Source organism: Corallococcus sp. CA047B (assembly GCF_003612065.1).
In the GTDB taxonomy this organism is placed as follows: Bacteria; Myxococcota; Myxococcia; order Myxococcales; family Myxococcaceae; genus Corallococcus; species Corallococcus praedator.
The window spans coordinates 1-24,153 of sequence record NZ_RAWD01000134.1 but is presented as its reverse complement, the minus strand read 5'-3'; the positions used below and the strand labels follow the sequence as shown (position 1 = coordinate 24,153).

21 protein-coding genes are annotated in these 24,153 nt (G+C 70.0%); 7 read left to right on the top strand and 14 right to left on the bottom strand.

Annotated elements, in window-relative coordinates; genetic code table 11:
• The first annotated feature begins 33 nt into the window (after positions 1-33).
• Positions 34-1,818, top strand: a complete 1,785-nt coding sequence (locus D7X74_RS21085) for a serine hydrolase (RefSeq protein WP_120534785.1) — start codon at positions 34-36, stop codon at positions 1,816-1,818.
• A gap of 92 nt (positions 1,819-1,910) precedes the next feature.
• Here the strand turns inward: D7X74_RS21085 and D7X74_RS21080 are convergent, their stop codons facing one another.
• Positions 1,911-2,249 (bottom strand): hypothetical protein, encoded by a 339-nt coding sequence (locus D7X74_RS21080; protein WP_120534784.1) that lies wholly within the window; start codon positions 2,247-2,249, stop codon positions 1,911-1,913.
• Between the two features lie 412 nt (positions 2,250-2,661).
• On the opposite strand from D7X74_RS21080, the gene D7X74_RS21075 reads away from it, so the two are divergent.
• From D7X74_RS21075 to D7X74_RS21060, 4 genes are all read left to right on the top strand, one after another.
• Positions 2,662-3,558 carry a transcriptional regulator gene (locus D7X74_RS21075; RefSeq protein WP_120534783.1) on the top strand — a complete coding sequence of 299 codons (897 nt, stop codon included), beginning with the start codon at positions 2,662-2,664 and terminating at the stop codon, positions 3,556-3,558.
• Positions 3,555-6,620: a tetratricopeptide repeat protein gene (locus tag D7X74_RS21070; protein WP_120534782.1), complete on the top strand. Its 3,066-nt coding sequence runs from the start codon at positions 3,555-3,557 to the stop codon at positions 6,618-6,620. The genes D7X74_RS21075 and D7X74_RS21070 overlap by 4 nt, the downstream gene beginning before the upstream one ends.
• Before the next feature lie 89 nt (positions 6,621-6,709).
• Entirely contained in the window at positions 6,710-7,297 is a 588-nt protein-coding gene (locus D7X74_RS21065; protein WP_120534781.1) for a hypothetical protein, read from the top strand.
• 185 nt (positions 7,298-7,482) lie between these two features.
• Positions 7,483-8,250 (top strand): hypothetical protein, encoded by a 768-nt coding sequence (locus D7X74_RS21060; RefSeq protein WP_147446632.1) that lies wholly within the window; start codon positions 7,483-7,485, stop codon positions 8,248-8,250.
• Positions 8,251-8,292: 42 nt separating this feature from the next.
• Here the strand turns inward: D7X74_RS21060 and D7X74_RS21055 are convergent, their stop codons facing one another.
• The 4 genes from D7X74_RS21055 to D7X74_RS21040 all read right to left on the bottom strand — a co-directional run bounded on the left by D7X74_RS21055 (position 8,293) and on the right by D7X74_RS21040 (position 11,188).
• Complete coding sequence (locus tag D7X74_RS21055) at positions 8,293-9,501, bottom strand: hypothetical protein (protein WP_120534786.1); 1,209 nt, start codon at positions 9,499-9,501, stop codon at positions 8,293-8,295.
• A gap of 67 nt (positions 9,502-9,568) precedes the next feature.
• Complete coding sequence (locus D7X74_RS21050) at positions 9,569-9,997, bottom strand: tellurite resistance TerB family protein (RefSeq protein WP_120534779.1); 429 nt, start codon at positions 9,995-9,997, stop codon at positions 9,569-9,571.
• 154 nt (positions 9,998-10,151) lie between these two features.
• Positions 10,152-10,874, bottom strand: a complete 723-nt coding sequence (locus D7X74_RS21045; protein ID WP_120534778.1) for a hypothetical protein — start codon at positions 10,872-10,874, stop codon at positions 10,152-10,154.
• Positions 10,875-10,903: 29 nt separating this feature from the next.
• Positions 10,904-11,188, bottom strand: a complete 285-nt coding sequence (locus tag D7X74_RS21040; protein WP_120534777.1) for a hypothetical protein — start codon at positions 11,186-11,188, stop codon at positions 10,904-10,906.
• Positions 11,189-11,961: 773 nt separating this feature from the next.
• Here D7X74_RS21040 and D7X74_RS21035 point away from each other — a divergent pair.
• Positions 11,962-13,188, top strand: a complete 1,227-nt coding sequence (locus tag D7X74_RS21035) for a hypothetical protein (protein WP_199741866.1) — start codon at positions 11,962-11,964, stop codon at positions 13,186-13,188.
• Between the two features lie 123 nt (positions 13,189-13,311).
• Here D7X74_RS21035 and D7X74_RS21030 read toward each other — a convergent pair whose 3' ends face one another.
• Positions 13,312-14,217 (bottom strand): LysR family transcriptional regulator, encoded by a 906-nt coding sequence (locus tag D7X74_RS21030; RefSeq protein ID WP_120534775.1) that lies wholly within the window; start codon positions 14,215-14,217, stop codon positions 13,312-13,314.
• Positions 14,218-14,317: 100 nt separating this feature from the next.
• Here D7X74_RS21030 and D7X74_RS21025 point away from each other — a divergent pair, with 100 nt between their 5' ends.
• Positions 14,318-14,722, top strand: coding sequence for a RidA family protein (locus D7X74_RS21025; RefSeq protein ID WP_120534774.1), 405 nt, complete (start codon positions 14,318-14,320; stop codon positions 14,720-14,722).
• A 279-nt stretch (positions 14,723-15,001) separates the two neighbouring features.
• On the opposite strand, the gene D7X74_RS21020 is transcribed toward D7X74_RS21025, so the two are convergent.
• From D7X74_RS21020 to D7X74_RS43065, 8 genes are all read right to left on the bottom strand, one after another.
• A complete protein-coding gene (locus tag D7X74_RS21020; protein ID WP_120534773.1) occupies positions 15,002-15,733 on the bottom strand; it encodes a hypothetical protein in 732 nt (243 codons plus the stop codon).
• A 1,240-nt stretch (positions 15,734-16,973) separates the two neighbouring features.
• Entirely contained in the window at positions 16,974-19,145 is a 2,172-nt protein-coding gene (locus tag D7X74_RS21015) for a hypothetical protein (RefSeq protein ID WP_120534772.1), read from the bottom strand.
• Positions 19,142-20,761: a hypothetical protein gene (locus tag D7X74_RS21010; RefSeq protein ID WP_120534771.1), complete on the bottom strand. Its 1,620-nt coding sequence runs from the start codon at positions 20,759-20,761 to the stop codon at positions 19,142-19,144. Before D7X74_RS21010 ends, D7X74_RS21015 begins: the two co-directional genes overlap by 4 nt.
• On the bottom strand, positions 20,730-20,924 hold the full coding sequence (locus tag D7X74_RS21005; RefSeq protein ID WP_120534770.1) for a hypothetical protein: 195 nt from the start codon (positions 20,922-20,924) through the stop codon (positions 20,730-20,732). Before D7X74_RS21005 ends, D7X74_RS21010 begins: the two co-directional genes overlap by 32 nt.
• Before the next feature lie 4 nt (positions 20,925-20,928).
• Complete coding sequence (locus D7X74_RS21000; RefSeq protein ID WP_120534769.1) at positions 20,929-22,116, bottom strand: phage baseplate assembly protein V; 1,188 nt, start codon at positions 22,114-22,116, stop codon at positions 20,929-20,931.
• Complete coding sequence (locus D7X74_RS20995) at positions 22,113-22,322, bottom strand: hypothetical protein (protein WP_120534768.1); 210 nt, start codon at positions 22,320-22,322, stop codon at positions 22,113-22,115. The genes D7X74_RS21000 and D7X74_RS20995 overlap by 4 nt, the downstream gene beginning before the upstream one ends.
• Entirely contained in the window at positions 22,322-22,663 is a 342-nt protein-coding gene (locus D7X74_RS20990) for a hypothetical protein (protein WP_120534767.1), read from the bottom strand. The genes D7X74_RS20995 and D7X74_RS20990 overlap by 1 nt, the downstream gene beginning before the upstream one ends.
• A gap of 27 nt (positions 22,664-22,690) precedes the next feature.
• The coding region (locus D7X74_RS43065) for a hypothetical protein (RefSeq protein ID WP_158620419.1) at positions 22,691-24,153 on the bottom strand (1,463 nt) is incomplete at its 5' end.

Here is a 24,153-nt window from a genome sequence, read left to right as displayed (position 1 = left end):
TACGATATTACTACGCGTCTCGTGGGCTCGGAGATGTGGTATAAGAGACACCCCTCCTCCGCCTTGCGGTTCCTTGGCGTGTCCCTGCTCGGGGGTTTGCTGCTCGCGAGCCCTGGCCGGACACAGCCCGCCTCGTCGTCCGACGCGGGGGAGCCCGCGAAGGCGCTGGTGGGCATCTGGGGCGGAAGCCGCGGCTACGGTCCCGAACTCCAGGGCGCGCTCACCCTCTCCCGCGCGCCGGAGGGATGGCGCGCGTCCATCGGTGGTTTCTCCGCCCCGGGGCGCCTGGAGAAGCAGACGCTGACGTTCACCCTGCCCGGAGGCCAGGGAGAATTTCGTGGAACGCTGACAGCCGACGGGAAGCGCATCCTCGGGCACTGGCTCCAACCGCGCGCCCTCGTGGGCGGCGTCCGCTACGCCACGCCCGTCGAGCTGCGCGTCCTCCAGAAGGATGTGTGGCGCGGCGACGTGACGCCCCTGGAGGACCGCTTCACGCTCTACCTGCTCATCCAGGAGATGCCGGACGGCGCCATCCACGCCATCCTCCGCAACCCGGAGAAGAACCTCGCGCGGCAGGCCGCCTTCCGCGTGTCCCTGAAGGGCCATGACGTCCAGCTCATCGAGACGCGGCCCGGGGGGATGCGCTTCAACGGCACGTATGACGCGGACGCCGGGAAGCTGACGTTGAACGTCCTCTTCCTGGGAGCGCTCGACCTCACCCGCCGCGACCGCGACCAGGCCGTGGGCCTCTACCCGCGCACACCCGCGGAGCCCGTCTACACCTACCGCAAGCCCACCGCGGACAACGACGGGTGGGCGACGGCCTCGCTCGCGGAGGTGGGCATGGACGAGGCCCCCATCCGCGCCCTGGTGCAGGGCATCCTCGACACGCAGCCGGGTCCCACGCCCACGCCACTCATCGAAGGCCTGCTCATCGCCCGCCACGGGAAGCTCGTCGTGGAGGAGTACTTCCACGGCCAGGACTCGGAGCGTCCGCACGACCTGCGCTCCGCGTCGAAGACCTTCGCGCCGGTGCTGGTGGGCGCCGCCATCCAGCAGGGCGCGAAGCTGCGGCCGGAGACGCTGGTGTCCTCGCTGTTCCCCGGCGCCCCCTCGGAGGATCCCCGCAAGGCACGCGTGACGGTGGAGCACCTGATGACCATGACGTCGGGGCTCGCGTGCGATGACAACGACGACAGCTCTCCTGGCAATGAGAACACGCTCCAGGACCAGCCGTCGGACTGGTACGCGTACACGCTGAACCTGCCCATGGCCCGCGAGCCCGGCGGCGGACAGGCCGTGTATTGCTCCGCCGGCATCAACCTCCTGGGCGGCGTCCTGCACCAGACGACAGGCACCTGGCTGCCGGAACTCTTCGAGCGCGCCGTGGCCACCCCGCTCCAGATGCGGCGCCACCACATCAACCTCACGCCCGACGGCGACGCATACCTGGGCGGCGGGCTCTACCTGCGTCCCCGCGATGCGCTGAAGCTGGGCCAGCTCTACCTGTCCGGCGGCGTCTGGAACGGACGGCGCGTCATCCCCCGGAGCTGGGTGGAGCGCTCCACGGCCCGCCACGCGGAGATGAGCCCGGGCAGGACGTACGGCTATGCCTGGTGGCGCCACGAGCTGAAGGTCGGAGACCGCGTCTACGCGGAGTACGAAGCGGGTGGCAACGGCGGCCAGTACATCATGGTCGTCCCCGAGCTGGGTCTGACGGTGGCCTTCACCGGCGCCAACTACGGCCAGTTCGCGCTGTGGAAGCAGGTCCGGGAGGACCTGCTTCCACGCTACATCCTCGCGGCCGCGCGCCCATAGAGCAGCCTCTTCAAGAGCGGCAGATCATCGGCGTCGACGGCGGGATGACCTGCTCGCGGGCTCTTCACGATGGGACCCTGGCTCCGAAAGGCCTAGCAGGTCTTGTTGTACAGCGCGATGCAGTTGTCCCTGAACTGCGCGAGGCTGCACTTGCCGTTCTGCTGACAGGTCGCCCAGCCGTTGTAGCGCGGGTCCTTACAGTACAGGAGCGTGACCCAGCACCCGGGCCCCATCGCGGAGACGTCGCCGCTCGAATCCTGCATCGACGCCAGCGGCTCTTCCGAACTCATGGGTCCGAAGTCCAGGTTGATGCTCTGACCGGACTCGGTCGTCACCGTCTGCACGGTGTCCGACGAGGCGTCCTCCGCCCCCGCACCACACCCCATGAGAGGAACCGCGGCCAGCATGAGCCCCAAGATGAGCTTCTTCATTGTTGTTCTTTCTTCCTCAGAGAAACCAGGAGCGCCTGAGGAGGCGTCGTCACGTGGATGGACGGCATCCACGTGAAGACACCCTAGAATGAACCAAACACTCCACAAACCAGTAAAAACTGGAATGTAAGTCAGAACACAAAAACCGGTGCACCCACGTTCCTTGCACGCCACCGGCCCCTCCCCGGGAGCAGTCGCGAGACTTCAGGGATTGGGCGGGAGCCCGGGTGTGAGCTGGGATTGTCCGCCCTGCCCCCAGGCCGTGGCGGCCCGGACAGCCGCCCACCGAGGGGATGGGCAGCGCGCAGTCCCACCCGAGCGGGGCGTTCAGCGCGCGTGGGCCTTCGTGGTAGATGCATGGACGTGGCCCTGGCCCCGTCGACCTGTGGGCCTGATGTCGGGAGTGCTTGGGATGCATGGGGCTGACTCCGAGTCCTTCGAGAAGGTGTTGCAGTCCGCCGGCGAGCGGTCCTCCGCCCTCCTCCGGGAGGCTCCGGGAGCCCAGCAGGCCGTGGAGCGCGCCCTCTCCCAGGCCGCGACCCTCCGCGACGCCGCGCCCACACCGGGGGACTTCGCGCGACACCTCGGGGGCCTTCTTTCGGAGGCGGCGGACCCGATGCTCGCGCTGGAGCGACTGCATGTCCGGGACCTCGCGCTCGCGCTCTCGTGCGCACAGGGGCTGCCGGCGGCCCGTGCGCTGCTGGAGCAGGAGGTCCTCCTCAAGCTGCGCGTTCCCCTGTCCCGCATCCATCCCTCGCCGGTGTTCGTGGACGAGGTGCTGCAGGTGCTCCGCACGAATCTCCTGATGCCTCGCGCGGAGGCCCCCTCACGCCTGCTCGGCTACTCGGGCGTGGGCCCGCTGCTGCACTGGGTGAGCATCTCCGCGGTGCGGCTCGCGCTGAGGATGCGCAAGGCGCAAGGGGATGCGTCGCACGTGGAGGCCGAGGTGCTCGCCGCGCACCCCGCGCCGGGCGGACTGGAGCTCGGCTTCGTCCGGGAGGAGGCCCGGGGACATGTGCGCTCAGCCTTCATCCTGGCCGTGGCCTCGCTGGACGACGAGGACCGGGAGCTGCTGCGGCTGCACTTCGTCGAACGCCTCTCCCTGGAGCGGATGGGCGCCCTGTTCGGCCTGCACAAGTCCACCCTCTCACGCCGGCTCTCCGCGGTGCAGACGCGGCTGGAGAAGCGGACGCGGCGGGCGCTCGCCGAACGTCTGTCGCTGCCCGAACCGGAAATCGACAGCCTGATGCGTGCCATCCATGGACGGCTGGACCTGAGCCTCTCGGGCCTGCTGGCGGAGCGCGAATGAGCTGCCCGGATGAGAACGCGCTCTCGGGGTATGCGAGCGGAGCGTTGGCCCCCGAGGCCACGGCGGCCGTGCGCCAGCATGTCACCGGCTGCCCGGAGTGCCGGAGCGTGCTCGCCGCCCTGGGCGGGCTGGAGCTGCCTCCACCGCTGTTCGACACGGGGCTGCTCGTCTCCGGCGCGCGCGTGGGGCGGTACATCGTGCTCGGGCTGCTGGGTGAAGGAGGCATGGGGCGCGTCCATGCCGCCCATGATCCGGAGCTGGACCGCAAGGTGGCGCTCAAGCTGCTGAACCTCGCAAGGCTCGGGGAGGACTCCCTGGCCCAGGCGCGGCAGCGGCTGGAGCGCGAGGCCCGCACGATGGCCCGGCTGTCACACCCCCATGTCGCCCAACTGCACGACGTGGGGGAGTTCCAGGGCCAGCTCTTCCTGGTGATGGAGCTCGTCGAGGGAGGCACGCTCCGGCGGTGGCTCTTGGAGAAGCCACGCACGCGCAGGGAGATCCTCGCGCGCTTCATCCAGGCGGCGGACGGGCTCGCGGCCACCCACGCACTGGACATCATCCACCGCGACTTCAAGCCCGACAACGTCCTGCTGACGCGCGATGGCCAGGTGCGCATCACCGACTTCGGCCTGGCCAACGCCGCGGGAGGGCTGGGGCCCTTCCGGGAGGACGGGGCCGTCGTCTCCGGTGAAGCGCCCCTCACCGTCACCGGGGCGTTCCTGGGGACCCTCGCCTATGGCGCGCCGGAGCAGCTTCGCGGCGAGCGGGGGGATGCCCGCTCCGACCAGTTCGCCTTCTGCGTCGCGCTCTACGAGGCGCTCAACGGACAGCGGCCCTTCGCGGGCACCACGCGCGAGGAGCTGCTGGCGTCCATGCTGCGCCAGGAGGTGCGACCCGAGAAGCGGGGCGTGCCCTCATGGCTCAAGGCCGTGGTCCGGCGCGGACTCTCCGTGGACCCGTCCCGGCGCTTCGAGTCCATGCAGGCGCTGCGGGCCCGCCTCTCGCGGGAGGTCGGGGCCTGGAAGCGCAGCGCCGCCACGGCGGTGCTCGCGGGAGGACTGGTGGGCCTGGGGTTCCTCGTGCTCGGGCCTTCAGCGGCGACGCCGGCAGAGGCCTGCCAGGGCAGTGAGCGGCACCTCGCGGGCATCTGGGACGCGTCCGTGCGCGAGTCCACGCACCAGGCCTTCTTGAGGACGGAAGACCCCGCGGCCGAAGCCTCGTTCCAGGCCGTGGCCTCCACGCTGGAGCGTTGGAGCCGGGACTGGACGCGCGCGCATCAGTCGGCGTGCGAGGCGACCCGCGTCTTCGGCGAGCAGCCGGAGGCGGTGCTGGGGCTGCGGATGACGTGCCTGGACCAGCGGCTGGGAGAGCTGTCGCGGCTGACGGTGGCGCTCCAGGGCGCGGACGCGCGGACGGTGGAGCGGGGCTTCAAGCTGGGGGCCTCGCTCACGGGCGTGGGCCGCTGCGCGGATGTGCGCACGTTGCAGGAGGCCGTGTCTCTTCCGGAAGACCCGAGGGTCCGCGCGGCGGTGGACGCGGTGCGCGCGGAGCTGGCGCGGGCCAGCGCGGAGCGGCTCGCGGGCCATACCCCCGAGGCGCTGCGGATCGTGCTGCCCGCCCGGGAGCGGGCGCTCGCCACCCATCACCGTCCCCTGGAGGCGGAGGCGCACCATCTCACCGCGCGCTTGCAGGAGGACGCGGAGGCGTTCGAGGACGCGCGAGAATCCCTGGCCCGGGGCGCGTTGGCGGCCGAAGCGGGGCGGCATCTGGGCGTGCTCGCGCGGGTGCTGCTCTCCCAGGCCTGGCTGCATGGGTACAGCCTGGGGCGCCCTCCAGAGGCGCGGCCCTTCCTCCAGCGCGCCCGGGCCGTGGCGGAGGCGCTGCGGGACACCGAGCTGGACACCTTGATGGATCAGATGCAGGCGGAGCTGCTGGAGCAGGAGGGCCGCTTCTCGGAGGCGGAGCCGCTGCTGCGGGCCTCGCTGGAGACCGCCAGCGCGCGGGGCCAGCACGTCGCGCACGCGGAGCTGACCGGCCGGCTGGGCCTGCTGCTCCAGCAGCAAGGGCGACTGCTGGAGGCGAAGCGTTGGCAGGAGGAGGCGCTGCGGCTGCATGAGGAGCACTTCGGTCCAGGGCACCGGGACACGGGACGGGCCCTGGCGAACCTGGGAGGCACGCTGGCCCTGCTGGGCGAACTGGCGCGGGCCGAGGCCGTCCTCCAGCGGGCGCTCGCAATCCTCCGCAAGACGCTGGGCGAGGAGAACCTGTCGGTGGCCCGGACGTGGTCCAACCTGGCCCTCGTCTACTTCGAGTGGGGACATGGGGCCCAGGCTCGAGAGGCCGCGGAGGCAAGCTGGGCCGTGGCACTCAAGAGCGTGGAGGCCGGCAGCCCGGTGCTGATGGGGATGGCGTCGAACCGGTTCGGCGTCCTGGGAGAACAGGGCGAGCGTGCGCGGGAGCTGGAGCACGTCCGGAGCGTCCTGGCGCATCGCGAGCGCGTCTATGGCGCCTCCCACGCGGAGGTGGCCCTGGACGTCCACGAGGTGGGAAGGCTGCTGCGCCTGCTGGGGCGTCCGGAAGAAGCGCGAGGCTTCCACGCGCGCGGCGTCCTGCTCCAGCAGCCCCTGCTCGCCCGGGGTGAGGTGGATGGCGCGGGGCTGCGCGCCCTGGCGGATGCCCTCCTCTTCCTGGGGCGGGTGGAGGAGGCCCGGCGTCACGTGGAGCAGGCGCTCGCGAGCATGGAGCGGGACCTGGGGCCTTCGTCGTCCGAGCGCATCGAGGCGCTGCTCCTGCTGGGGGACGTGCACCTCGCGCGAAGCCAACCCGCCGAGGCCCTGACACCGCTGCGGACCGCGCTGGAGGTGCTCACGTCGCGGCAGGTCGTCTCCGCGCGCGTCCCCAGGGTTCGTCGCCGGCTCGCGCGGGCGCTCCGGCTGACGGGCGCGGTGGATGAGGCCTGTGAGGAGGCGCGGCGCGCCTGGGGAGAGCTGACCGTGTGGCGCAAGGCCCATGCCCAGGAGACGGCGGAGGCCCGGGCCGAGCTGGGGCACTGTCGAGGGTAGCGGTCGATTTCACGCAACGGTGCCATCCGGCCTGTCTCTTCCCGTCAGAGGGGGCGTTCGTGCTCCCCGCGACTCCTCGGGAGAACGACATGAAGATGACGACGCGGTGCCTGGTGCTGCTCACCCTGCTGGCGGCGATGGGGTGTGGTGACTCGAACGAGGGGGATGGGGACACGGACGGCCCGCCCACGGACTCCGCGCTCAAGTGCGACGCCGTGGGCTGGTGCACCACGTGGACGGCGGACGGCGAGGACGTGACGGACGCTCCCCCGCTGACGGGCGGCACGCTGAGCGACGGCTTGTACCGCACGGAGAGGGGCATCGACAGCACCATGGCCTGGCGCATCCAGGGCAAGTCCATCCTCGTGATGAGCCCGGTCTGGCGCAACCGGCTGGGGACCTGGAAGGTGGAGGGGGATCGTCTGATCATCTCGCTGACGAGCGCCTGCTCCAGTAGCAAGGATGAAGTCCTGTCCGAGACCTCCCACTACGCCTTCGCCCTCAAGGGAGACGTCCTCTACACGCAGGAGCTGGACTTCGAGGACATGCCCATCATGGGCTGGCGCAAGGTGAAGTCGCTTTGTGATGAGAACGCCTCGTTCAACTGCAAGGAGCGCGACTGCGCCTGTGACATGACGACGAACACGTCGCTCATGGGGCAGCCCCGCTGCTACTGAGCCAGGACGTCGCGCCTCCCTGCATCGCGCGCTTCGCACCGCCTCCCGGGATTCGCGCCCCCCTCACCCGGTAGAAACAGTGACGCAGTCGTTTTCCTGGAGCGCTCCCTCTACATCGCGGTGCGTCCAAACGCTGCGCGGAAGCGGGCACACCCATTGCTGTGTTCGCTTGCAAGGAGGCGTTCATGAACCCGCTTCGCGTCAGCGTTGTCGCAGGGCTCGTAGCGCTCGTGTCCACGGGCTGCACCACCACGCTGTACAAGTCGAACCAGGTCAGTGCTCCGCTTCTGCGGGAGCAGGGGGAGTTCAAGGGCAGCATCACTCCCAGCAACGTGCAGCTGGCGTGGTCGCCACGCGCGGGCGTGGGCTTGCTGGCCAATGGCTATTACGAGTCCTACGAGGAGGGGCGGCGCGACGCGAACGGGCTGCTCGCGGAGGTCGGGGGAGGCCTCTACGGTCGCTTCCTGGAGAACGCGGTGTGGGAAGCCTACGGCGGCGTGGGCTACGGGCGCTCCACGGCCAGTGACCAACTCGACGCGGGGGGCGGTGCCTTCCGGGATGTGGGGTTCACCGCGCGGGGCGTGCGGGCGTTCGTGCAGCCGAACCTGGGCTATGTCACGCCCTACTTCGAAGTGGGGGGAAGCCTTCGCATGTCCGCCGTGAAGTACCTGTCGTTGGATGTGGAGGGTTACACGGAGTCAGAACGGGCGCGGGAGTTCCTTGGGGAGGATCAGGTGACGGACCCGGTCTGGCTCTTCGCGGAGCCCGCGCTGACGGCGAAGGTGGGCTACAAATGGGTGAAGGCCTTCGTGCAGCACACCTGGACGCTCAAGCTGGGCGGTGATGCGCTTCCCCATGAGGAAGACACCACCGTGGTCGGGCTCAGCGTGGACGTGGCGAGCTGGTACCACGACTTCCGGTGGAGCCCCCGGACCTCTTCCGCCAGGGATTGATGGGCTGGGGCCCGGCTCCCTCTGCAGGGAACCGGGCTCCTGTCACTGGAGTGCTTCGAGCAGGGCGGCTTGGAGCGCCTTCCGGTTCTCCGGGAAGTGCTGGCTGGGATAGGGCCTTGCTCCGCTCAGGATGGGCTCGTACTTCTGGTACATGGGGTCCGAGCGCGCTGGCTCCTGCTGATAGAAGGCGTGGCTGGCCTGGAGCAGATACCGGGGCCGGGTGCCCTCCGGGCCATCCTTGCTGAAGGCGATGAGGCTGCGCGTCTCCGGGGCCTGCATGAACCTCGTGAAGCGCTGGGCGTCCTCCGCGCACGTCCCGGTGCAGCTTGCGTTGAGCACCAGCGCATCCACGAAGACCGCGGGAGCCGAGCCCGCGCCAAGCGGCACCGAAATGACCTCCGGGAGCGGCATGGAGGGCTGGGCCTTGAGGATGTAGAACAGGCGCTCGGTGTAGCCCATGAAACCGTTGGCCTGCTCCGCGGCGAAGGCCTCTTCCGCCACCGAGTTGTCAGCGTAGGTGCCATCGAGGCACGGATTGACGCCCGCCTCGAGCGCGCAACTGTCGACGACCTCCGCGAAGGCCCCCAGGGTCGTCGAGTCCAGTGGCAGGGAGATGGCGCTGGCGAGCGCGTCCCCCGGATGCGTGTCCGCCCAGGCGTCGATGTACGAGGACGGCAGCGTCCAGCTTCCATCGAGATTCATCGCCAGCGGGCGCTTGCCAGGAGAGACCTCGCGGAGGATCCGCACGAGCGAAGCGCTGTCGGTCGCGGACCGGATGTTCGTGCTCCGCGAATAGACGACCTTCGTGCACAGGTATGTGGGCACGCCGTAGCTCTGACCGGAGATGCGGACGGCCTCCTCCGCCGCGGGATGCGCGACGCCCGACTCCAGCGCGACGGGCTGGATCCAACCCTTCGACGCGAGCGAACCCAGCAGCAGCGTGTCCACCTCCACCACCTGGGCGTTTCCGGCCCCTGCGCCGAGGAGCTGGCTCAGCGTCCCTCCCTCGTTCAGGTCATAGACATCCAGATTGGCGTCGAACACGACGTCCAGGTCGATGTCCGAATGCGCCCGCTCGAAGTCGGCCTCCAACCGCTGCTCCAGGCTGGCGAAGTTGTCCCCCGCGGAGTCGGGAATGTATGGGAACAGCACGGCCTTCAGCGGACGCCGTGGGGTGGGCTCCGGGTCGGGTGAGTCCGAACAGGCGCTCAGGACAAGGACGACAGGACAGAGCAGTGTTCTCCACTTCATGGCGGTGACCTCTTCCGGGCGGTGCCGGGTGCCCATGGCTTACCGGGTGGCAGGCGTTGGACGAGGCTCAGAGCAGCTTCGCCATGATCTCGCGCTCGCGCTGCTCGAGCTTGATCGACGCGAGCGCCCAGTCGATGAGTTCGTCCGTGACCGACGCGTCGAGTCCGAAGGCCTTGGCGGCCTCGTTCACCGACGCGCGCTCCTCGGCCGCGACCTCTCCGTCGGCACAGGCCACCTCCACGAGCATGCGCAGCAGGGAGACGCGCAGCTCGCGAATCTCGATCTTGCTGACGATGTCGGTGAGGCGGCCGGGCTTCTGGAACTCCCCCTCGATGAGCGCGGCGACCTGCTCGTCGCGGGGCGACAGGCCCATGCCCAGCACCACCTCATCGAGCTGCTGGCGCTCATCCTCGGTGATGCGGCCATCGCTCGCCGCGACGTTGGCCATGGCCTGGACGAACGCCAGCAACTGCTCCTGAGGGTACTCGCGCGTCATGTCGTCTCCTGGGTGAGCGGGCGCGCGGCGGGCCGGCAAATCACGGACAGACGCGGAGCCGGCTGTTCAGTGGACACAGGATAAGGGGGGCCCGCGAGGATCGAAAACGGTTTCGTCCGTGCCCGCGCGTGAGCGCGCATCCCCGGAGGCAGGCTCAGCCCTCCTGTTTGAGCCAAACGCGCAGGGGGTCCCCGGGCTCGAAGCCCAGACTCCGCCACACGTCGAGCGCTTCGCCGTGCTCGTAACCGACGACGGGACGGCCCGGAAAGAGCACCTGGAGCTGGGAGAGCAGCTCCGCGTACCGCGAGGCCGGCGCGTTTTCGGAGAGGAAGGTGTTCGACAGGCCGACGACTCCCGCGGACAAGGAGGCGATGCCACCGGCGTCGGGGCGTGCCGCATCGCCCGTGGCGAGGAAGACGACGCCCTCCTCGCCGAGCAGGGCCGGAGGGAACACGCGCACCTCGGGCCGGACGCCGCCCGGCAACCCGGCCCATGCGGCCTCCCACGCCTCCAGTTCCACGGGAGTCCGCACCGTGCGCCAGGCCTCCCGCGCGACTGGCGATGGGTCACGGGCCTCCCGGTGGATCCACCGGGCCTCCATCAGCAGGTCGAAGCCTCGCGACGCGAGGTCGAGCGTCGCGAAGCCGTCCTTCACGCCCCAGCGTCCCGGCAGCGCCAGGCCGGACAGGGCCGCGAGCGTGGCGCCGTCCGCGTCCGGCGTGAGCGTGACGACGTTGGGATAGAAGGCCGGCACCGGCGCGGGGTTGAGCCACAGCCCGGCCTCGAACCGGCCGGGGCGTCCGTGGGCGCGGCAGACGGTGTCGCACCAGTCCGCGTTGTTGCGGACGGCCTGGAGCGTGCGAGGCGTGGGGCGCATGGGCGGAAGCAGCGTCCAGGGCCCGTCGTTCAGCCGCCGTAGCAGTTCAGGGTCGAGCCACCACAGTAGCTGCTACCCGAGTTGCTCCAGGAACCCGCCGAGTTGGTGCAGATCTGGTTCTGCCGGCGCTCCAGGGTGGGCGTGCAGCAACCGACCTTGATGGTGCGCGTCTGGCCAGGGATGCACCCGGCCTGGGCAGACACCTCCTGCGTGTCCTCCGTCCGCGGAGTGACCTCGTCAGGGGTCTCCACGCCACAGCCCACTACCCCCAGCAAACAGGTCGCCAGCAACAGCCCACGCTTCAGCGTCTTCATGTGTCACTCCCGGGTGTCGGAATCACAGCGGGACGGGATGCTATCAAGGACTCCAGACTCAAAAAAGGATTCTCTGGTTAGTCAGAGATACTTTGAAGTGGACTTGTCGCTGTCCGCGAATATCTACAAGCCTCGCGGCGTGTGCATGAATCAACACAACGTCTAGCCTTTCGGCCTGCAAGGCGCTGGGCATCGACAACACGTTCGATGACACCCCGCGCGCAAAGGAGATCCCGGACACGATGGGCTTGTCGTCGGGCGACAGGAACGCCGTCCTCAAGGCATACAAAGCGGGCTGAGAGGACGAGGCATGCCGCCGGAAGGACAGGCTTTCGGATTCATCGTTCGTAGCGTCGTGAGCGAGATTGCATCCGCCGAAGCCCCCGGGCTTGATTCGCGGGAGGTGGCGGCCCGGGTCGCGCCTCCCGGGGACGATGCCACGATTGGTTCCTCGTCACGCCCGAGGGCAAGCTCTTCCGGGCCGGTGAAGCCTCGCCGGGCGATGACGAGAACACCGTCGATATCGACCGTGACTCCCTCCGCTCCCTGCAGCGCGGAGTGCGTGTCCGACGGAGCATTTCGCCCCTGGGTGCGGACGCAGGACCCTCCTCCGGGGAAGGATGGGCTTCCGTGGAAAAGCCTGGCCAGTTCCACTGCTTGAGTCACTTGGCGCGTTCCTCGGGGACGGCGTCGCCATGTGAGCGCGCCTCGTCCATGACGCAGTGGGCCGGTTCCGCTCGCATCTCCGCGGGGAACCCGTGACAATCCCCGGCATGAAACTGCGACATTCGATTCTCTCCTTGTTGGTGCTCTCCCTCGCGACCGCGCCCGCACTCTCTGGCTGTGGTTCCGACAACGGCCCTCCGACGCCACCCGTAGGCATTGACGCGGGCACCGGGTCCGATGCAGGCACCGAGTCCGATGCGGGCACCACGCCCGACGCAGGCACCGAATCCGACGCTGGTAGCGAAACGGACGCGGGCACCACTTCCGACGCGGGCACCGAATCCGACGCTGGCAGCGAAACGGACGCGGGCACCACTCCGGACGCCGGTAGTGAATCGGACGCAGGCACCACTCCCGACGCCGGTAGTGAAACGGACGCGGGCACCACTTCCGACGCTGGTAGCGAAACGGACGCGGGCACTACGCCCGACGCCGGTAGCGAAACGGACGCTGGCACTGCGCCTGACGCCGGTAGCGAAACGGACGCTGGCACCGCGCCCGACGCCGGTAGTGAAACGGACGCGGGCACCACGCCCGACGCTGGTAGCGAAACGGACGCGGGCACCACTCCGGACGCTGGTAGCGAAACGGACGCGGGCACCACTCCGGACGCTGGTAGCGAGACGGACGCGGGCACCACGCCCGACGCTGGTAGCGAGACGGACGCGGGCACCACGCCCGACGCTGGTAGCGAAACGGACGCGGGCACCACTCCGGACGCTGGTAGCGAAACGGACGCGGGCACCACGCCCGATGCGGGCACCGATCCCTTCACCGTCTGCGAAGGCACCTGCCAGGACACCGCCGCCACGATCCAGATGGAGGGCAACCAGCGCGTCTTGACCAACGCCTTCTTCGGCTACGAGGAGCCCTCGAACCCCGGGGATCCGTGGGAGCTGTATATCGAGCTCAACAACGGCACGCCGGGTGAGTGCCCGACCCCGACCTCATCGGTCCCACCGCAGCTCATCAGCGTCTACGCGTTGAAGGTGCCGGTGGATGCGACACCGCAGACAGGCTCCGCGGAAGGCGAGCCGCGAGCGACGCTGGTCGACCTGGAGGGCGGGCTCTCCTCGAATTACTTCGACCACAGCACGAACTTCACCTTCACGCCCGTGGCGGCCTCGCTCTGCCCCACCTGCGCCAAGGCCGGCACTCCTCCCGCGTCGCACTTCGTGGCCTTCGACGTGAACGGCCTCTACGAAAACGGGGTCCTCACCGGCCACGGGTACGCCACCTACTGCCCCTCGCTCGACTCCTTCCAGAGCCCGTGACCGCGGTCCGGCTTGCCTGAAACGGTGAGCCGGGCCCGTCGTTGAAAGAACGCCCCGTGGCGCCCGCTGGGAGCCACGGGGTTTTGTTTTCAGGCCTGGGGGCCGAGGACGACACACGCGGCGTCAGCGCGACTTCGCTCCCCATTGCTCGACCATCAGGTCGATGAAGCGCCGCACCTTCGCCGGCAGGTAACGCTTGCTCGGGTAGATCGCCATGATCCCGACGACCCCTGTCTCGCAAGACGGCAGCAGCGCCTTGAGACGCCCAGCCGCCAGATCTTCGTCAACCAGGAAGCCGGGAAGATAGGCGAGGCCCAGCCCCTCGACCGCCGCGTCCCGGATCGCCTCGCCACTGTCGAGCCGAAAGCGGCTTCGCCCCTCCACCGTCACCCAGGCGCCGTCCTCCTGGCGCAGCCGCCAGTGCTGTCGTCGCGTCCGGCTGCTGAAGAGCAGACAGTCATGCTCCGCCAGTTCCTCCAGCGTCTCGGGTTCTCCGCGCGCGTCGAGATAGGAAGGGGCGGCACAGACGATGGCCCGGTGTTGCGCCACGAGCCGGGACACCAGGCGCGAATCGGTGCTGGCCCCATTGATGCGCACGGCCAGGTCGTATCCCTCCTCGATGATGTCCGCCACGCGATCGGTGAAGCTCACCTCCACCTGGACCTCGGGCCATCTGCGCAGATAGTCCCGCAGCAATGGCAGGACATGCAGTCTGCCGAAGGCGCCGGGCACGGTGAGCCGCAAGACGCCCCGGGGCGTCCCCGTGCGCTGCCCGACGCTGGCTTCCGCTTCGTCCAGCGCCGCGAGGACCTGCTGGCAATGCTCATGGAACACACGGCCGTCGTCGGTGAGGCTCAGGCGGCGCGTCGTGCGATTGAGCAGACGCACCCCCAGGCGGGATTCCAGCCGGGCCAGGGCCTTGCCCGCCGCCGAGCGCGTCAAGCCAATGGCCCGGCCGCCGCCCACGAAGCTGCCCGCGTCCACGACCGACATGAAGGCGAAGATCTCATCCAGGTTGGCGCGCTTCATCGATGGCTTCCGGTTGTAGCTCGCGCGTCGCTGGAGTGGGGAACGCCGTTCGTCAATGGGCCCGGTATCTTCACCTGACACGACCCACTGGAGCGCACCCATGCCCGTAACCCTGCTCAACCCCGACGGACTCATGAAGACCGATGCCTACCGACAGGTGGCGATCGCCACCGGAACCCGGCAGGTGCACATCGCCGGGCAGGTCGCGTACGACGCGGAGGGGCAGCTCGTCGCACGGGGGGACCTGGCGGGACAGGTGGCGCAGGCCCTCCGCAATGTCGCCATCGCCCTGGCCGCTGCCGGGGCAACATTCAAGGACGTCGTCCGACTGACGTTCTACGTGGTCGACTGGAAGCGCGAGCAGATGCCCGACTTCATCGCTGGCATCGAGCAGGTCGCCGCGGAGTTGAAGTTCGTGCCAGCGCCGGCCTCGCTGATCGGCGTCTCCGTGCTCTTCGAGCCGGGCGTCCTCGTCGAGATTGAAGCCACCGCGGTGGTGGACTGAGCCGCGCGGCGCCCCCCGCTCCTTGCGGACTATTTCTTCGGCAGTCGGACGTTGGGATTCGGAGCAGCGGTGGGCGGAGCCTTTGCCTTGAAAGCGCCACCGGCCGCGGTCTTCATCGCGGGCCCCGCCGCGCTTCCCATCTGGGCGCGGGGCGACGCTGTCGTCGACTGCTGGGCGGGCGCGGCGGGCCGGGTCGTCGCTGGCTTGCGCTCCGGCGTCCGTTTGGTCTGAGGGGTCATCGTCTTCATCGGCTGTCTCCTTCGACATCCATCGTGTGTGTCATCGACGTGGTCCCGGAATCCGACCGGCGTTGATTCCCTCCAGCTTGAGGGGCAGGCCGGGCGACGCAGGGGCTTCCAGATCCACCAGTCCTCCGGGACCGGTGACATGCACGTCCGTTCCCACTTCCAGTCTGCACCCCACCGCCGGACGTCCCGCCTGGTCCTGCGCCAGGAGTCGACGCCGGTCATCGCTCACCACCACCGACGGCCGCCGCAGCACCACCTGCGCCTGGGCGATGAGCACACAGCGCTGGCCCTTCACGCTGGCCCGGACCTGGGCGCGGACGCGGGCCACTTCCGGTGTCGTGCCTTCGGGGGGCTTCGCCAGGAGCGTCGCCCGGGGGGATGGAGCCGCGGGCAACACCGCGCCCTCCCAGAGCGCTTCGAAGCCGTCGTCCAGCCCCACCGCCGCCAGTGACAGCGGCACCCGCACCGGCTCCGCTCCCATCCAGAGTTCGTCCGGCGCGACGATGGCCACCTCCGGCTCCAATTGGAGTTCCGCGACCTGGCGCCACCGCTCCGTCAACACGTCCGCGAGCCACCCGGCTTCTTCCGGGGACATGCGGGCCAGCGCCTTCTCCAGGTGCGCGGGGTCCGCCAGTCCTTGGAGCGCGGCGGCACCGTCGGTGAACCGGGCGTTCTCCAGCAGCCCATCGAGCTGACCTGGGAGGTGCTTCGAGAGCGAGCGCAGCAGGTGTCCCAACCGCTGCCGGGGAGGAAGGCCGCTCATCCCCGCCTCCGCCACAGCGACCGACCCGTCATCCTTCGCCGCAGTCGCTGCTCGGCCTGCTGAAGGGCTTCGTGGTCCTCGCGCGTCACTCGCCGGCCATTCACGAAGAAGACCCGCGGTCCCGCGTCTGTTTCAAGGTCCGGTAGCTCCGTCCACGAGCGCTCTTCCTCCAGCTCCACTTCCCGAGGCGCGGCTTCGGCTCCGAGGGGTGGAACCAGGGTCTTCACTTCGATTCGCACGGGCTCCGACGTGGGACGACCGGTGCGTGGGATTGGAGGGGGTGGAGACGTCCGCGAGTCGTGCCGGGTGGAAGGCGGCGGAGACCGGGACGCCTTGGCTTCGGACCTCGTCAGCCTTGGCCGATGCCCTGGCTCATCCGTCAGGACTGGAGCGGTGCGTTCGCCCAGGGCCGGCGGCGACAGGTCCCTTGTCGGTGCATGCGGCCTTCTCCGACGAAGCTGCGGCGGTAGAGAGGGAGTGGATTCGACCGGGTCGGGCAGTGGCGCAGGGGAATGGGCACGGGGCTCCCGGTGGTGACGCACGGTCTCTTCGGGCGCGCGTGCGCGAAGGGGCTGGCTTGCTGTCTGTCTTTCGGGGACTGCGCCGGGCGAGCGCGGCACCCGGTTCCTTCGCGGCGTGGAGTCCTCCGACAAAGTGCCCCTGGCGCGAGGGACTTCGGTCGGCCGTGCTTCGGGGCTTCTCGGGCTCGTGCGGACAGGCGTGACGGACGGAACCTCCTGCTCGCGCGGTGGGGACGGTGGCGGCATGACTCCAGGTGATTCCGTGGCCACCTCGTGAATCCTTGCCACGGGAAAAGGCTCACTTTCGGCTCTCGTGCTTCCGTCCGTGACTCCGCCCCCTAGGCCACGCGTGGGCAGGGACCTCGGTGCTCCCGTCAGGGTCGGCTCCGGACGAGGAACGCGGCGACGCAGGGAGTTGGGGGCGCTTGGCATTGATGGAGTACGGGCCTCAACAGGCAGCACGGGCGCAGGCACCTTCCCTGGGGCCACACCGCGGGGTTCCTCCGACAGCGCGGACCTGGGCCCTGACACAGGCGATGCTGGCTTCGTCGAGCGTCCTCCCTCCCCTCCCCGTCCCGGTGACGTCGGCGTGGGCAGCGACGGCGGCAGGGGCGGATCCACCTTGAAGTCGCCGCCCTCTCCGCGCTCCAGCGGATGGAGCACGCGGTCCAGCTCCTTGAGGAGCGCGGCCACCGCGTAGACGTCGTCTCGCGGATCGCTCATGTCGGGCCTCCCAGCCACGTCTTCAACACCGCCGCCGCGACCCGCAGCTCCGGATCGCGCAGCACCGTCTTCGTCACGCCGCCGTCCTGCACCGTGACGTTCACGGTTCCCGGATCCAGCTCGATGGGCAGCATCACTCCGGTGGCGAGGCTCGGGCCTCCGAAGCCCTTGAAGTCGCGCCGCAGCGTCACGTCCCGCACCAGCGCCTTCGGCAGTTGCAGGTCGCGCAGCGTGATGACCACCACCTCCTCGTCATCCCCGCAGCACACGGGCGTGGGCGTCGCCGTCACCGGGTCTTCGTCCCGGGCCGCCGCTCCCGTGAGCACCGACACCGTGTCCACCTGCGCCACGCCCTGCCACCACGTGCCTTCATCGTCCGCGCCGCGCACCAGCAGCAGCTCCCCCGGTCGTGCGACCTGAACAGGCGTCGTGGAGCCCGACGTGCTCGCCAGCGGTATCCCGTCCAGGAACAGCCGCGTCGCGCCCACCTCCACCGGCGGCAACAGCTTGAATGTCTGCCCTGGATACGGCGCGGGCACCGTCGGCGGCACCAACCCCAGCGCATTGCCACCCTGCCCCAACAGCAACGTCAGCCTTGTCCCCAGAGCGAGGGTCTCCTGCACGATGCCGTCCGCCTGCGGGCCCGCCGCCGACTGCCCCTCCAGCAACTCCTGCGTGCTGAGCGACACCGCGCTCCCGCTCACCGTCGCCCCGCTCCGCACCAGTCCCGCCACGCCCGGCAGCTTCGCGTCCGTGGCGATGGAGACATTCAGGGGCGTGATGCGCAGCCGCATGTCCCCCGGCGGACCGCCCTTCACCTCCCAGCCCAGCACGAGCGCCAGCGTGGGCCGCTCGCCTCCCACGTGCGCCACATGTCCCGCCTGCACCTTCGTCAGGTCCGCCGTGGGCGTCACCGACAACGCCGTCGCCTGCGTGGGCGTGTCCTTCACCACCGTCACCGCGCCTACCAACGGAATCCCCGTGGACGTCCCCGCCAGGACCCGCGTCAGGCTGTCGCAGAACGGCTTCAACACCTGCCGCAGCAGCGGCGCCAGCACGGCGCGGTTGCGCGCGTCGAACCACCGCTGCCGGAACACCCAGTGGAAGCGCAGCGACCACTCCAACGTCCGCAGCATCCTCAGCGAGCCATCCGGATACGCGAGCCGCGCCGCCACCGCGTCGTCCATCCCCTTCCCCGCCTCCACGTCCAGCAACGTCATCTCGATGGAGAGCTGACCGGGAAGGCCCGGTGAATCCGCCCGGCGCAGCGTGGCCTGGAGGTCCGCCAGCGCAGTCGGGGAGTGCGTGGCGGTGCGCGGCGGCTGGAGCGCGGTGGCGACCGTCCCGTAGTCCGTCGCCTGCCCCTGGAGCGAATCCGCCGCGCGCTGGAGCGCATCCGTCAGGGCCACGTCCGCGCCCTGCTCCTCCACCGTGGTCTTCGCCTGGAGCAGCACGCCGCGGTCCGCCAGACACTCATCGCGACAGGTCGCGGCCCCCGACGCCACCGGGTCGAACGCGCCGGGGAGCGAGGAGGTGCTCAACCCGTTCAACACACTGCTCAGCGGCACCGTCTCCGCCGTCGTCGTCAGCTCGCCCCGGCGCGTGGCGCGCAGCCCCGTCCACGTCTTCATCTCCGCCGCGTCCCCTTCCGCGGCGGCTCGGCGCTGGTCGGTGCTGAAGAGTCCCGCGTCGATGGCCTCGTCCACGATGCCGCTCGCCAGCAGCGGCCCGAAGTCATACGTGGGCACGCGCACCGCTACCTCGCCGCCGTGCTTCTCGTCGCGGAACGCGAACAACGTCACGGTGCCCGCGAGCACCGACGCCTTCGTGAGTTCGCCGTCCGAGTTCGTGCCGATGGTCCCCACCGCGAACTCCAGCTCCTCCACGCCCGGCAGGCGCTGCTCACCGCCCACGAGCGCCGCGGTGGTCAGCCCGGGCAGACCCGCGCCTCCGGGGGCGCTCGGCAGGGCCGGCGACAGCGCGATGCCCACTGCGCGACGGCGGGCCCGCTCGATGACGCTGAACACGGGCAACAGCGCGCACACCGTCTGCACGTAGGGCGAGTCTTGTTCCGCCGCGCCATCCACCCGGTCCAGGAACGCATCCAGTTGCTTCCAGGCCGCCTGCCAGCCGTCCAGCTCCATGCTCAGGCGCTTCACCGCGCTCACGGACCGCTCCCTTTCTTCGGCGTGCCTGATGCGTCCGGCGGGGCCTCCGGGGTCGGCGCCACCGTCACCGGCGGCTGCGGGCCCGGCGCGCGCTCCGACGGCCCCGGGCCACCGAAGCCCATCGCCAACGAACGTCCCCCCCGGCGCTGGGCCTGCTTCGTCGCGGCGATGCCCGCCTCGATGTTCTCGGACGTGGGCAGTTGCCCCTTCGCCTGTTCCAACGCCTCCACCAACGAGGAGCGGGCCCGACGCGCGCCGTCCACCAGCTCCTGGGGCGTGCGCCCCACCGCCTCCGCGAAGCCGGCCGGAGCATTGTCCAGCGCCTCCAAGAACGCGTCCGCCTGCGTCTGGCTCGCGGTCTTGAGGTTGCCCCAGGCATCCTTCACCTCGTTGGCGCTCGCCTCCAGCACCTGCGCCGCCTTGCTGCCGGCGAGCTGCTTCGCCGCGTCCTCCAGCGTGAGATTCCCTTCGGCCAGCTCCATCGCCGGGGACTGGCCCAGCATCTCCCAGAGCAGCGCGGCCTTCGCCAGGTTGGGCCCCGACGCCAGCAGGCAGATGCCCCCCACGTAGCCGCCCGGAGGCCGGTTCTTCGCCTGGAGGAAGGCCTGCTTCAGCCCCTCCACCCCGCCGAGCGTGGACACCGGCAGCGCGTACATGCCCGCGGACTTCAGCGCGTCCAGCAGGTCCACCACGGCCTGCACCGCCTGGGCGAGCTTCAGCAGCACCTGCACCTTGTCCTGCATCGCGGCCGCCAGGCTCCTGATGAGCCCCGCGAGGTTGTCCACCGACAGCAGCAGCGACTTGAGCGCCTCCGGCAGGATGCGCAGCTTCTCCAGGTCCGGGAACAGGTCCCTCATGCGCGCGGACTTCCAGTCCGGCTTCACTGACCGGCTTCGCACCCGGCTGCGGCGTGGATCCACCGCGCCCTTCGGATACTTCTCGAACGCCTTCTTGAAGGCGCTGATGTTGAACAGCTTGCCTATCAGGTACAGCGCCTGCCGGAGCGCATCCAGCGACGGCGCCGCCATCACGATGAACACCGCCTGCACCGGCGCGCCGTCCGTCACCACCGGACGCGCGTCGTCCCCGGGGTCGTCGAAGGACGCGGTGAACCGCCCCGCCCAGCGCGCGAAGGCATCCGGCGTCACCGGCGGACGCTCCAGCGCGAACCCCGCCTTGAAGTCCTTCGGAAGGTTCGGGATGAAGCCCGTCTCCGCGAGGTTCGTCTCCGTGGGGCCGATGCCCGGCGCGTCCGCGTAGAGGTACGCGCCCGCGTTGAGCAGGTCGTCGATGATGTCCTTGAGCAGCGCGTACGCCGCCAGGATGAGCGCCCGGAACGGATCCGGCAGCCCCAGCAGGATGGCCGCCAGCGCCTGGAGCAGCGCCTGCACGAACTGGAGCACCGCGATGATGACCTGGAGCGGCGGCTTGACGATGCTCACCAGTTGCTCCAGCCCCGGCGGCGCCGCGAGCACCAGCGGCCGCCACGAGGGCTCTGTGGACGCACCCGTGCCGTCGCCGCCCTCGGCCTCGTCCAGCGCCTTCGCCAGCTCCGCGCAGCAGACCTCCAGCGCGCCGTGGAGCTCAGCGAAAGCGGCGTCGGTGGGGTCGGCCACGCGCGTCCTCCCGGGTGCGTTGCTCCAGCTCCAGCATCTTCTCCAACCGCTCGGCGTCCTGCGCCACGCCCACCGCCGCCGCCTGGAGCAGCAGCGCCTTCACCTCCTCCAGGCGCTCGCGCAGCACCGTCGCGTCCAGCGGACTCCAGCCGGGTTGCTTCATCGCGTCACCCCACCGGCATGCGCTTGACGAAGCCGAAGTAGGACCAGTCCAGCATCGGCGTCATCGCGGCCCACACGTCCAACAGCGGCCCGTACGCGGCCACCGTCATCGGGTTCACCGCCTTGAGAATTTGCGCCAGCATGGTGAAGTGGATGGCCAGTCCGTCTCCCAGCACCATGGGTGACACGGCGGAGATGCCGCCCACCTGGCACATGCCCAGCATGGTGTTGATGGACACGTTGCCCATCAGCGCGTCGATGGAGATGGCGTTGAGGGACGGCCCCGGCATGTCCGGCATCGTCGCGGCGATCTTCACCGCCTTGCCCGCGGCGATCTGCGCGTTGCCTCCGGACGTCACCCCGTAGCCGCCCACCGCCGTCTCCTGCGACGCGCCCGACACGTTGCGCGTGTGGCTGCCCTGGATGCGGTCCTCGCGCGGGCCGCCCACCGTCTCCTTCAAGCCCGAGCCGCCCACCTCGCGCGAGTAGCCCGCCGTGTCCACCTTCTCCGTCAGGGACCCCGTCACGTGCAGCGTCACGTCCCCGCCCACGTCGCGGGTGTGGCTGCCATCCACCGTCTCCTCCTGCTTGCCGGCCACGTCCAGGCGGTCGTCGCCGTCCACCTCCGCGGAGCGGTTGCCCTCGTTCACCGTGCGCTCGTTGCTGATGAGCTGATCCAACCCCTCCGCCGACAGGATGATGCGGTTGCCCTGCCGATCATGGATCTCCACGCGCGCGGACTCCGGCCGGTCATCCAGGACGATGTAGTGACCCGTGGCGGACTTGAGCATCCGCACCCCCGGCACCGCCGTCTGCGGCGGGTAGTCGTGCTTGGGGACCTCGCTGGTGTCGGGCGCCACGCGCGCGGTGGAGTCCGGCTGGCCCAGGTCCGCGAGCGCTGGCTCGCCCCACCACATGCCGCTCCAGATGGGCTGGGACAGGTCGCCGCCCTCGAACTCCACCCAGACGCCGGCGCCCACGTCCGGCACCACGAACAAACCCTGGTCCGGTCCCGCGTAGGGCGTGCAGGGCATGGCCCAGCCGGTGGCGACATCCCCCATCAGGCGCGGCACCACGCACTGGATGCGGCCCAGGTTCTTGGGGTCCTCCACGTTGCTCACGTAGCCGCGGTACTTGCCGAAGTAGCGGCTTTCGGTCCGCTCGATGAGCTGCTGCAGGAGTTGTTCGATCATCGCGCGCTCCCCAAATCGTTGTCCTCGTCGTACTCGCGCACACCGGAGACGTCCGAGAGGTTGATGTACACAGGTGTGACGCCGTCCGGCCCCGTGAGGTGGACGACGTCGTCGATGAGCTCCACCACCAGGCCCACGTACACCTGGCCAAGCGTGGTGAAGAGGTAGCAGCGCTGCCCCATGCGGGCTTCGAGCAGCTTGCGCATCAGTCCTCCAACGCCGTCACCAGGCGCGTCGTCAGCTTCACGCGCGTGTCCACCCAGACGCCCACCTCGCGCTGGCGTTCAGCGGCGAGCTTGCGGCGCGCGGCGCGCACCAGGTCCTGGAGCTTCACCGGCTGGGGCTCCACCGGCGGCAGGCGCGAGTAGCGCCCGTCCAGCGCCTTGAGCACGGCCAGGTCCACGTCCAGCTTCGCGCGGGTGCCGGCCAGCTTCGACAGCGCCGCGACCTTCGCGTCCAGTGCGTCCGGGGTGGTGGAGAGGGTGACTTCCGGCAGCGCGTTGCGCTGGAGGGCGACACGGCCGTTGAGGGCGAAGGCGTCAGGCATGGTGGGGGTGTCCTTGGCGTTCTTTCGCTACGGGTTGAGTTCCACCACGGCGTCGGCTTCCTGGACGTGGACGCCCGACGTGGTCGCGTTACCGACCGCCGCCACGCGCGAGCCCCCCAGGATGACGACGGAGTGGGCATACGGATCCGGCGGAGGGGGCGCGGGAACGTTCGGCACCGCCGTGCCGTCCTGCACCGGCTTGGGGCCCGTGCCGCCGGTGTAGAACGAGTCCGCCAGCACCTCATGCAGCACGGACACGTTGAGGATGCTCTGCTTCACGGTGGGCGCCGCCGAGTCGATGCCGAGCACGCTCTTGTCCACGAGCTGGAGGGCCTTCTTCGGATCCCCCTCCGCCGCGGCCAGCACGGAGCGCACGTGGCCCTGCACGTCCTCCGGCTTGTCCACGTGGAGCGCCACCCGGTCCACCAGGGAGCGCAGCGCCGCCGTGGGCGAGTCGTCCTTCGGCTCCGCGATGCCGTAGAGCGTCCGGGCGCTGATGCGCAGGTCGATGCCCTGCGGCATTCGCGTCCTCACGTCCTCCAGCGTGTTGCTGTCCACCACGGCGCGGGTGGGAATGGCCGCGCGGGTAGGCTTGCCGTCCGGTCCCACCTGCGGGGCGGGCGCGGTGACCAGCTCCGCCAGCAACGTGGAGAAGGCGTCGCTCGCCACGTCACGGCGGCGCTGGAGACCGCCCAGCAGCAGCTCCTGGTTGAGCGGCACACCCAGCGACGTGCCCCCACCCACCGGAATCTGGAGCGTCAGCGAGTCCGAGGGCAGCGTCCACGGCGGCTGCACCGGCGGCAGCGCGGGCGTCACCGGCTCCGCGCCCAGCACCACGTTGCCGGTGAACGTCACCGGCGCGCGGCCCACGCGCAGGACGACGACGTTCACCGTGTCCAGGCACTCGCAGCGGTTGCCGCTGAAGACGGTGGAGGATGCGCGGCGCAGGTACACCGCGCCCACGCCGCCCGCGCTGCGCAGCGTGTTGCCGGACACCGTGGTGGAGATGACCGGTCCGCCATTGCCCAGCACGAGCAGCGCCGGGCCCCGGGCGGAGATGTCATTGCCCTCCACCTGCACGCCTCGCAGCGACCGGACCTGGGGCAGCGGCAGGATGGGGATGGGCTTGATGAGGAAGTCGAGCAGCGCGGAGCGCACCGGCGCGAACCCAGCGTCCAGGTAGCGCGACGCCGCCGTGCTGGCGCTCTTCGCGGGCACGAAGAGCTGGGGCTGTACCGTCAGCGGGCGGTTGAGCACCGGCCCCACCGCGAAGCGCTGCTTCAGGGAGCCCAGCTGCACCAGGTCCTGCGCGCTCGGCACCCCGGCGAGCACGTTCACCGGGGACGCCAGCGTCGCGGGCGCGACGGCGCGTCCGGGCACGTCCACCTTGGGCGGTGGGTCCGAGGCCAGGAAGGGCACGCGGGACAGCTTCACCACCAGGTCCTCCGGGAGCGTGTCGGTGACGACGAGCACCCCCGCGCCCCCGCCGC

Bases quoted from the DNA above. Each gene is read 5' to 3' on its own strand.
- D7X74_RS21055 (WP_120534786.1), bottom strand. From the start codon at position 9,501: ATGAAGTGGAGAACACTGCTCTGTCCTGTCGTCCTTGTCCTGAGCGCC.
- D7X74_RS21020 (WP_120534773.1), bottom strand. From the start codon at position 15,733: ATGAGCGGCCTTCCTCCCCGGCAGCGGTTGGGACACCTGCTGCGCTCG.
- D7X74_RS21040 (WP_120534777.1), bottom strand. From the start codon at position 11,188: ATGAAGACGCTGAAGCGTGGGCTGTTGCTGGCGACCTGTTTGCTGGGG.
- D7X74_RS21080 (WP_120534784.1), bottom strand. From the start codon at position 2,249: ATGAAGAAGCTCATCTTGGGGCTCATGCTGGCCGCGGTTCCTCTCATG.
- D7X74_RS21070 (WP_120534782.1), top strand. From the start codon at position 3,555: ATGAGCTGCCCGGATGAGAACGCGCTCTCGGGGTATGCGAGCGGAGCG.
- D7X74_RS20990 (WP_120534767.1), bottom strand. From the start codon at position 22,663: ATGCCTGACGCCTTCGCCCTCAACGGCCGTGTCGCCCTCCAGCGCAAC.
- D7X74_RS21060 (WP_147446632.1), top strand. From the start codon at position 7,483: ATGAACCCGCTTCGCGTCAGCGTTGTCGCAGGGCTCGTAGCGCTCGTG.
- D7X74_RS21045 (WP_120534778.1), bottom strand. From the start codon at position 10,874: ATGCGCCCCACGCCTCGCACGCTCCAGGCCGTCCGCAACAACGCGGAC.
- D7X74_RS21085 (WP_120534785.1), top strand. From the start codon at position 34: ATGTGGTATAAGAGACACCCCTCCTCCGCCTTGCGGTTCCTTGGCGTG.
- D7X74_RS21075 (WP_120534783.1), top strand. From the start codon at position 2,662: ATGCATGGGGCTGACTCCGAGTCCTTCGAGAAGGTGTTGCAGTCCGCC.
- D7X74_RS21000 (WP_120534769.1), bottom strand. From the start codon at position 22,116: ATGATCGAACAACTCCTGCAGCAGCTCATCGAGCGGACCGAAAGCCGC.
- D7X74_RS21005 (WP_120534770.1), bottom strand. From the start codon at position 20,924: ATGAAGCAACCCGGCTGGAGTCCGCTGGACGCGACGGTGCTGCGCGAG.
- D7X74_RS21025 (WP_120534774.1), top strand. From the start codon at position 14,318: ATGCCCGTAACCCTGCTCAACCCCGACGGACTCATGAAGACCGATGCC.
- D7X74_RS20995 (WP_120534768.1), bottom strand. From the start codon at position 22,322: ATGCGCAAGCTGCTCGAAGCCCGCATGGGGCAGCGCTGCTACCTCTTC.
- D7X74_RS21065 (WP_120534781.1), top strand. From the start codon at position 6,710: ATGAAGATGACGACGCGGTGCCTGGTGCTGCTCACCCTGCTGGCGGCG.
- D7X74_RS21050 (WP_120534779.1), bottom strand. From the start codon at position 9,997: ATGACGCGCGAGTACCCTCAGGAGCAGTTGCTGGCGTTCGTCCAGGCC.
- D7X74_RS21035 (WP_199741866.1), top strand. From the start codon at position 11,962: ATGAAACTGCGACATTCGATTCTCTCCTTGTTGGTGCTCTCCCTCGCG.
- D7X74_RS21030 (WP_120534775.1), bottom strand. From the start codon at position 14,217: ATGAAGCGCGCCAACCTGGATGAGATCTTCGCCTTCATGTCGGTCGTG.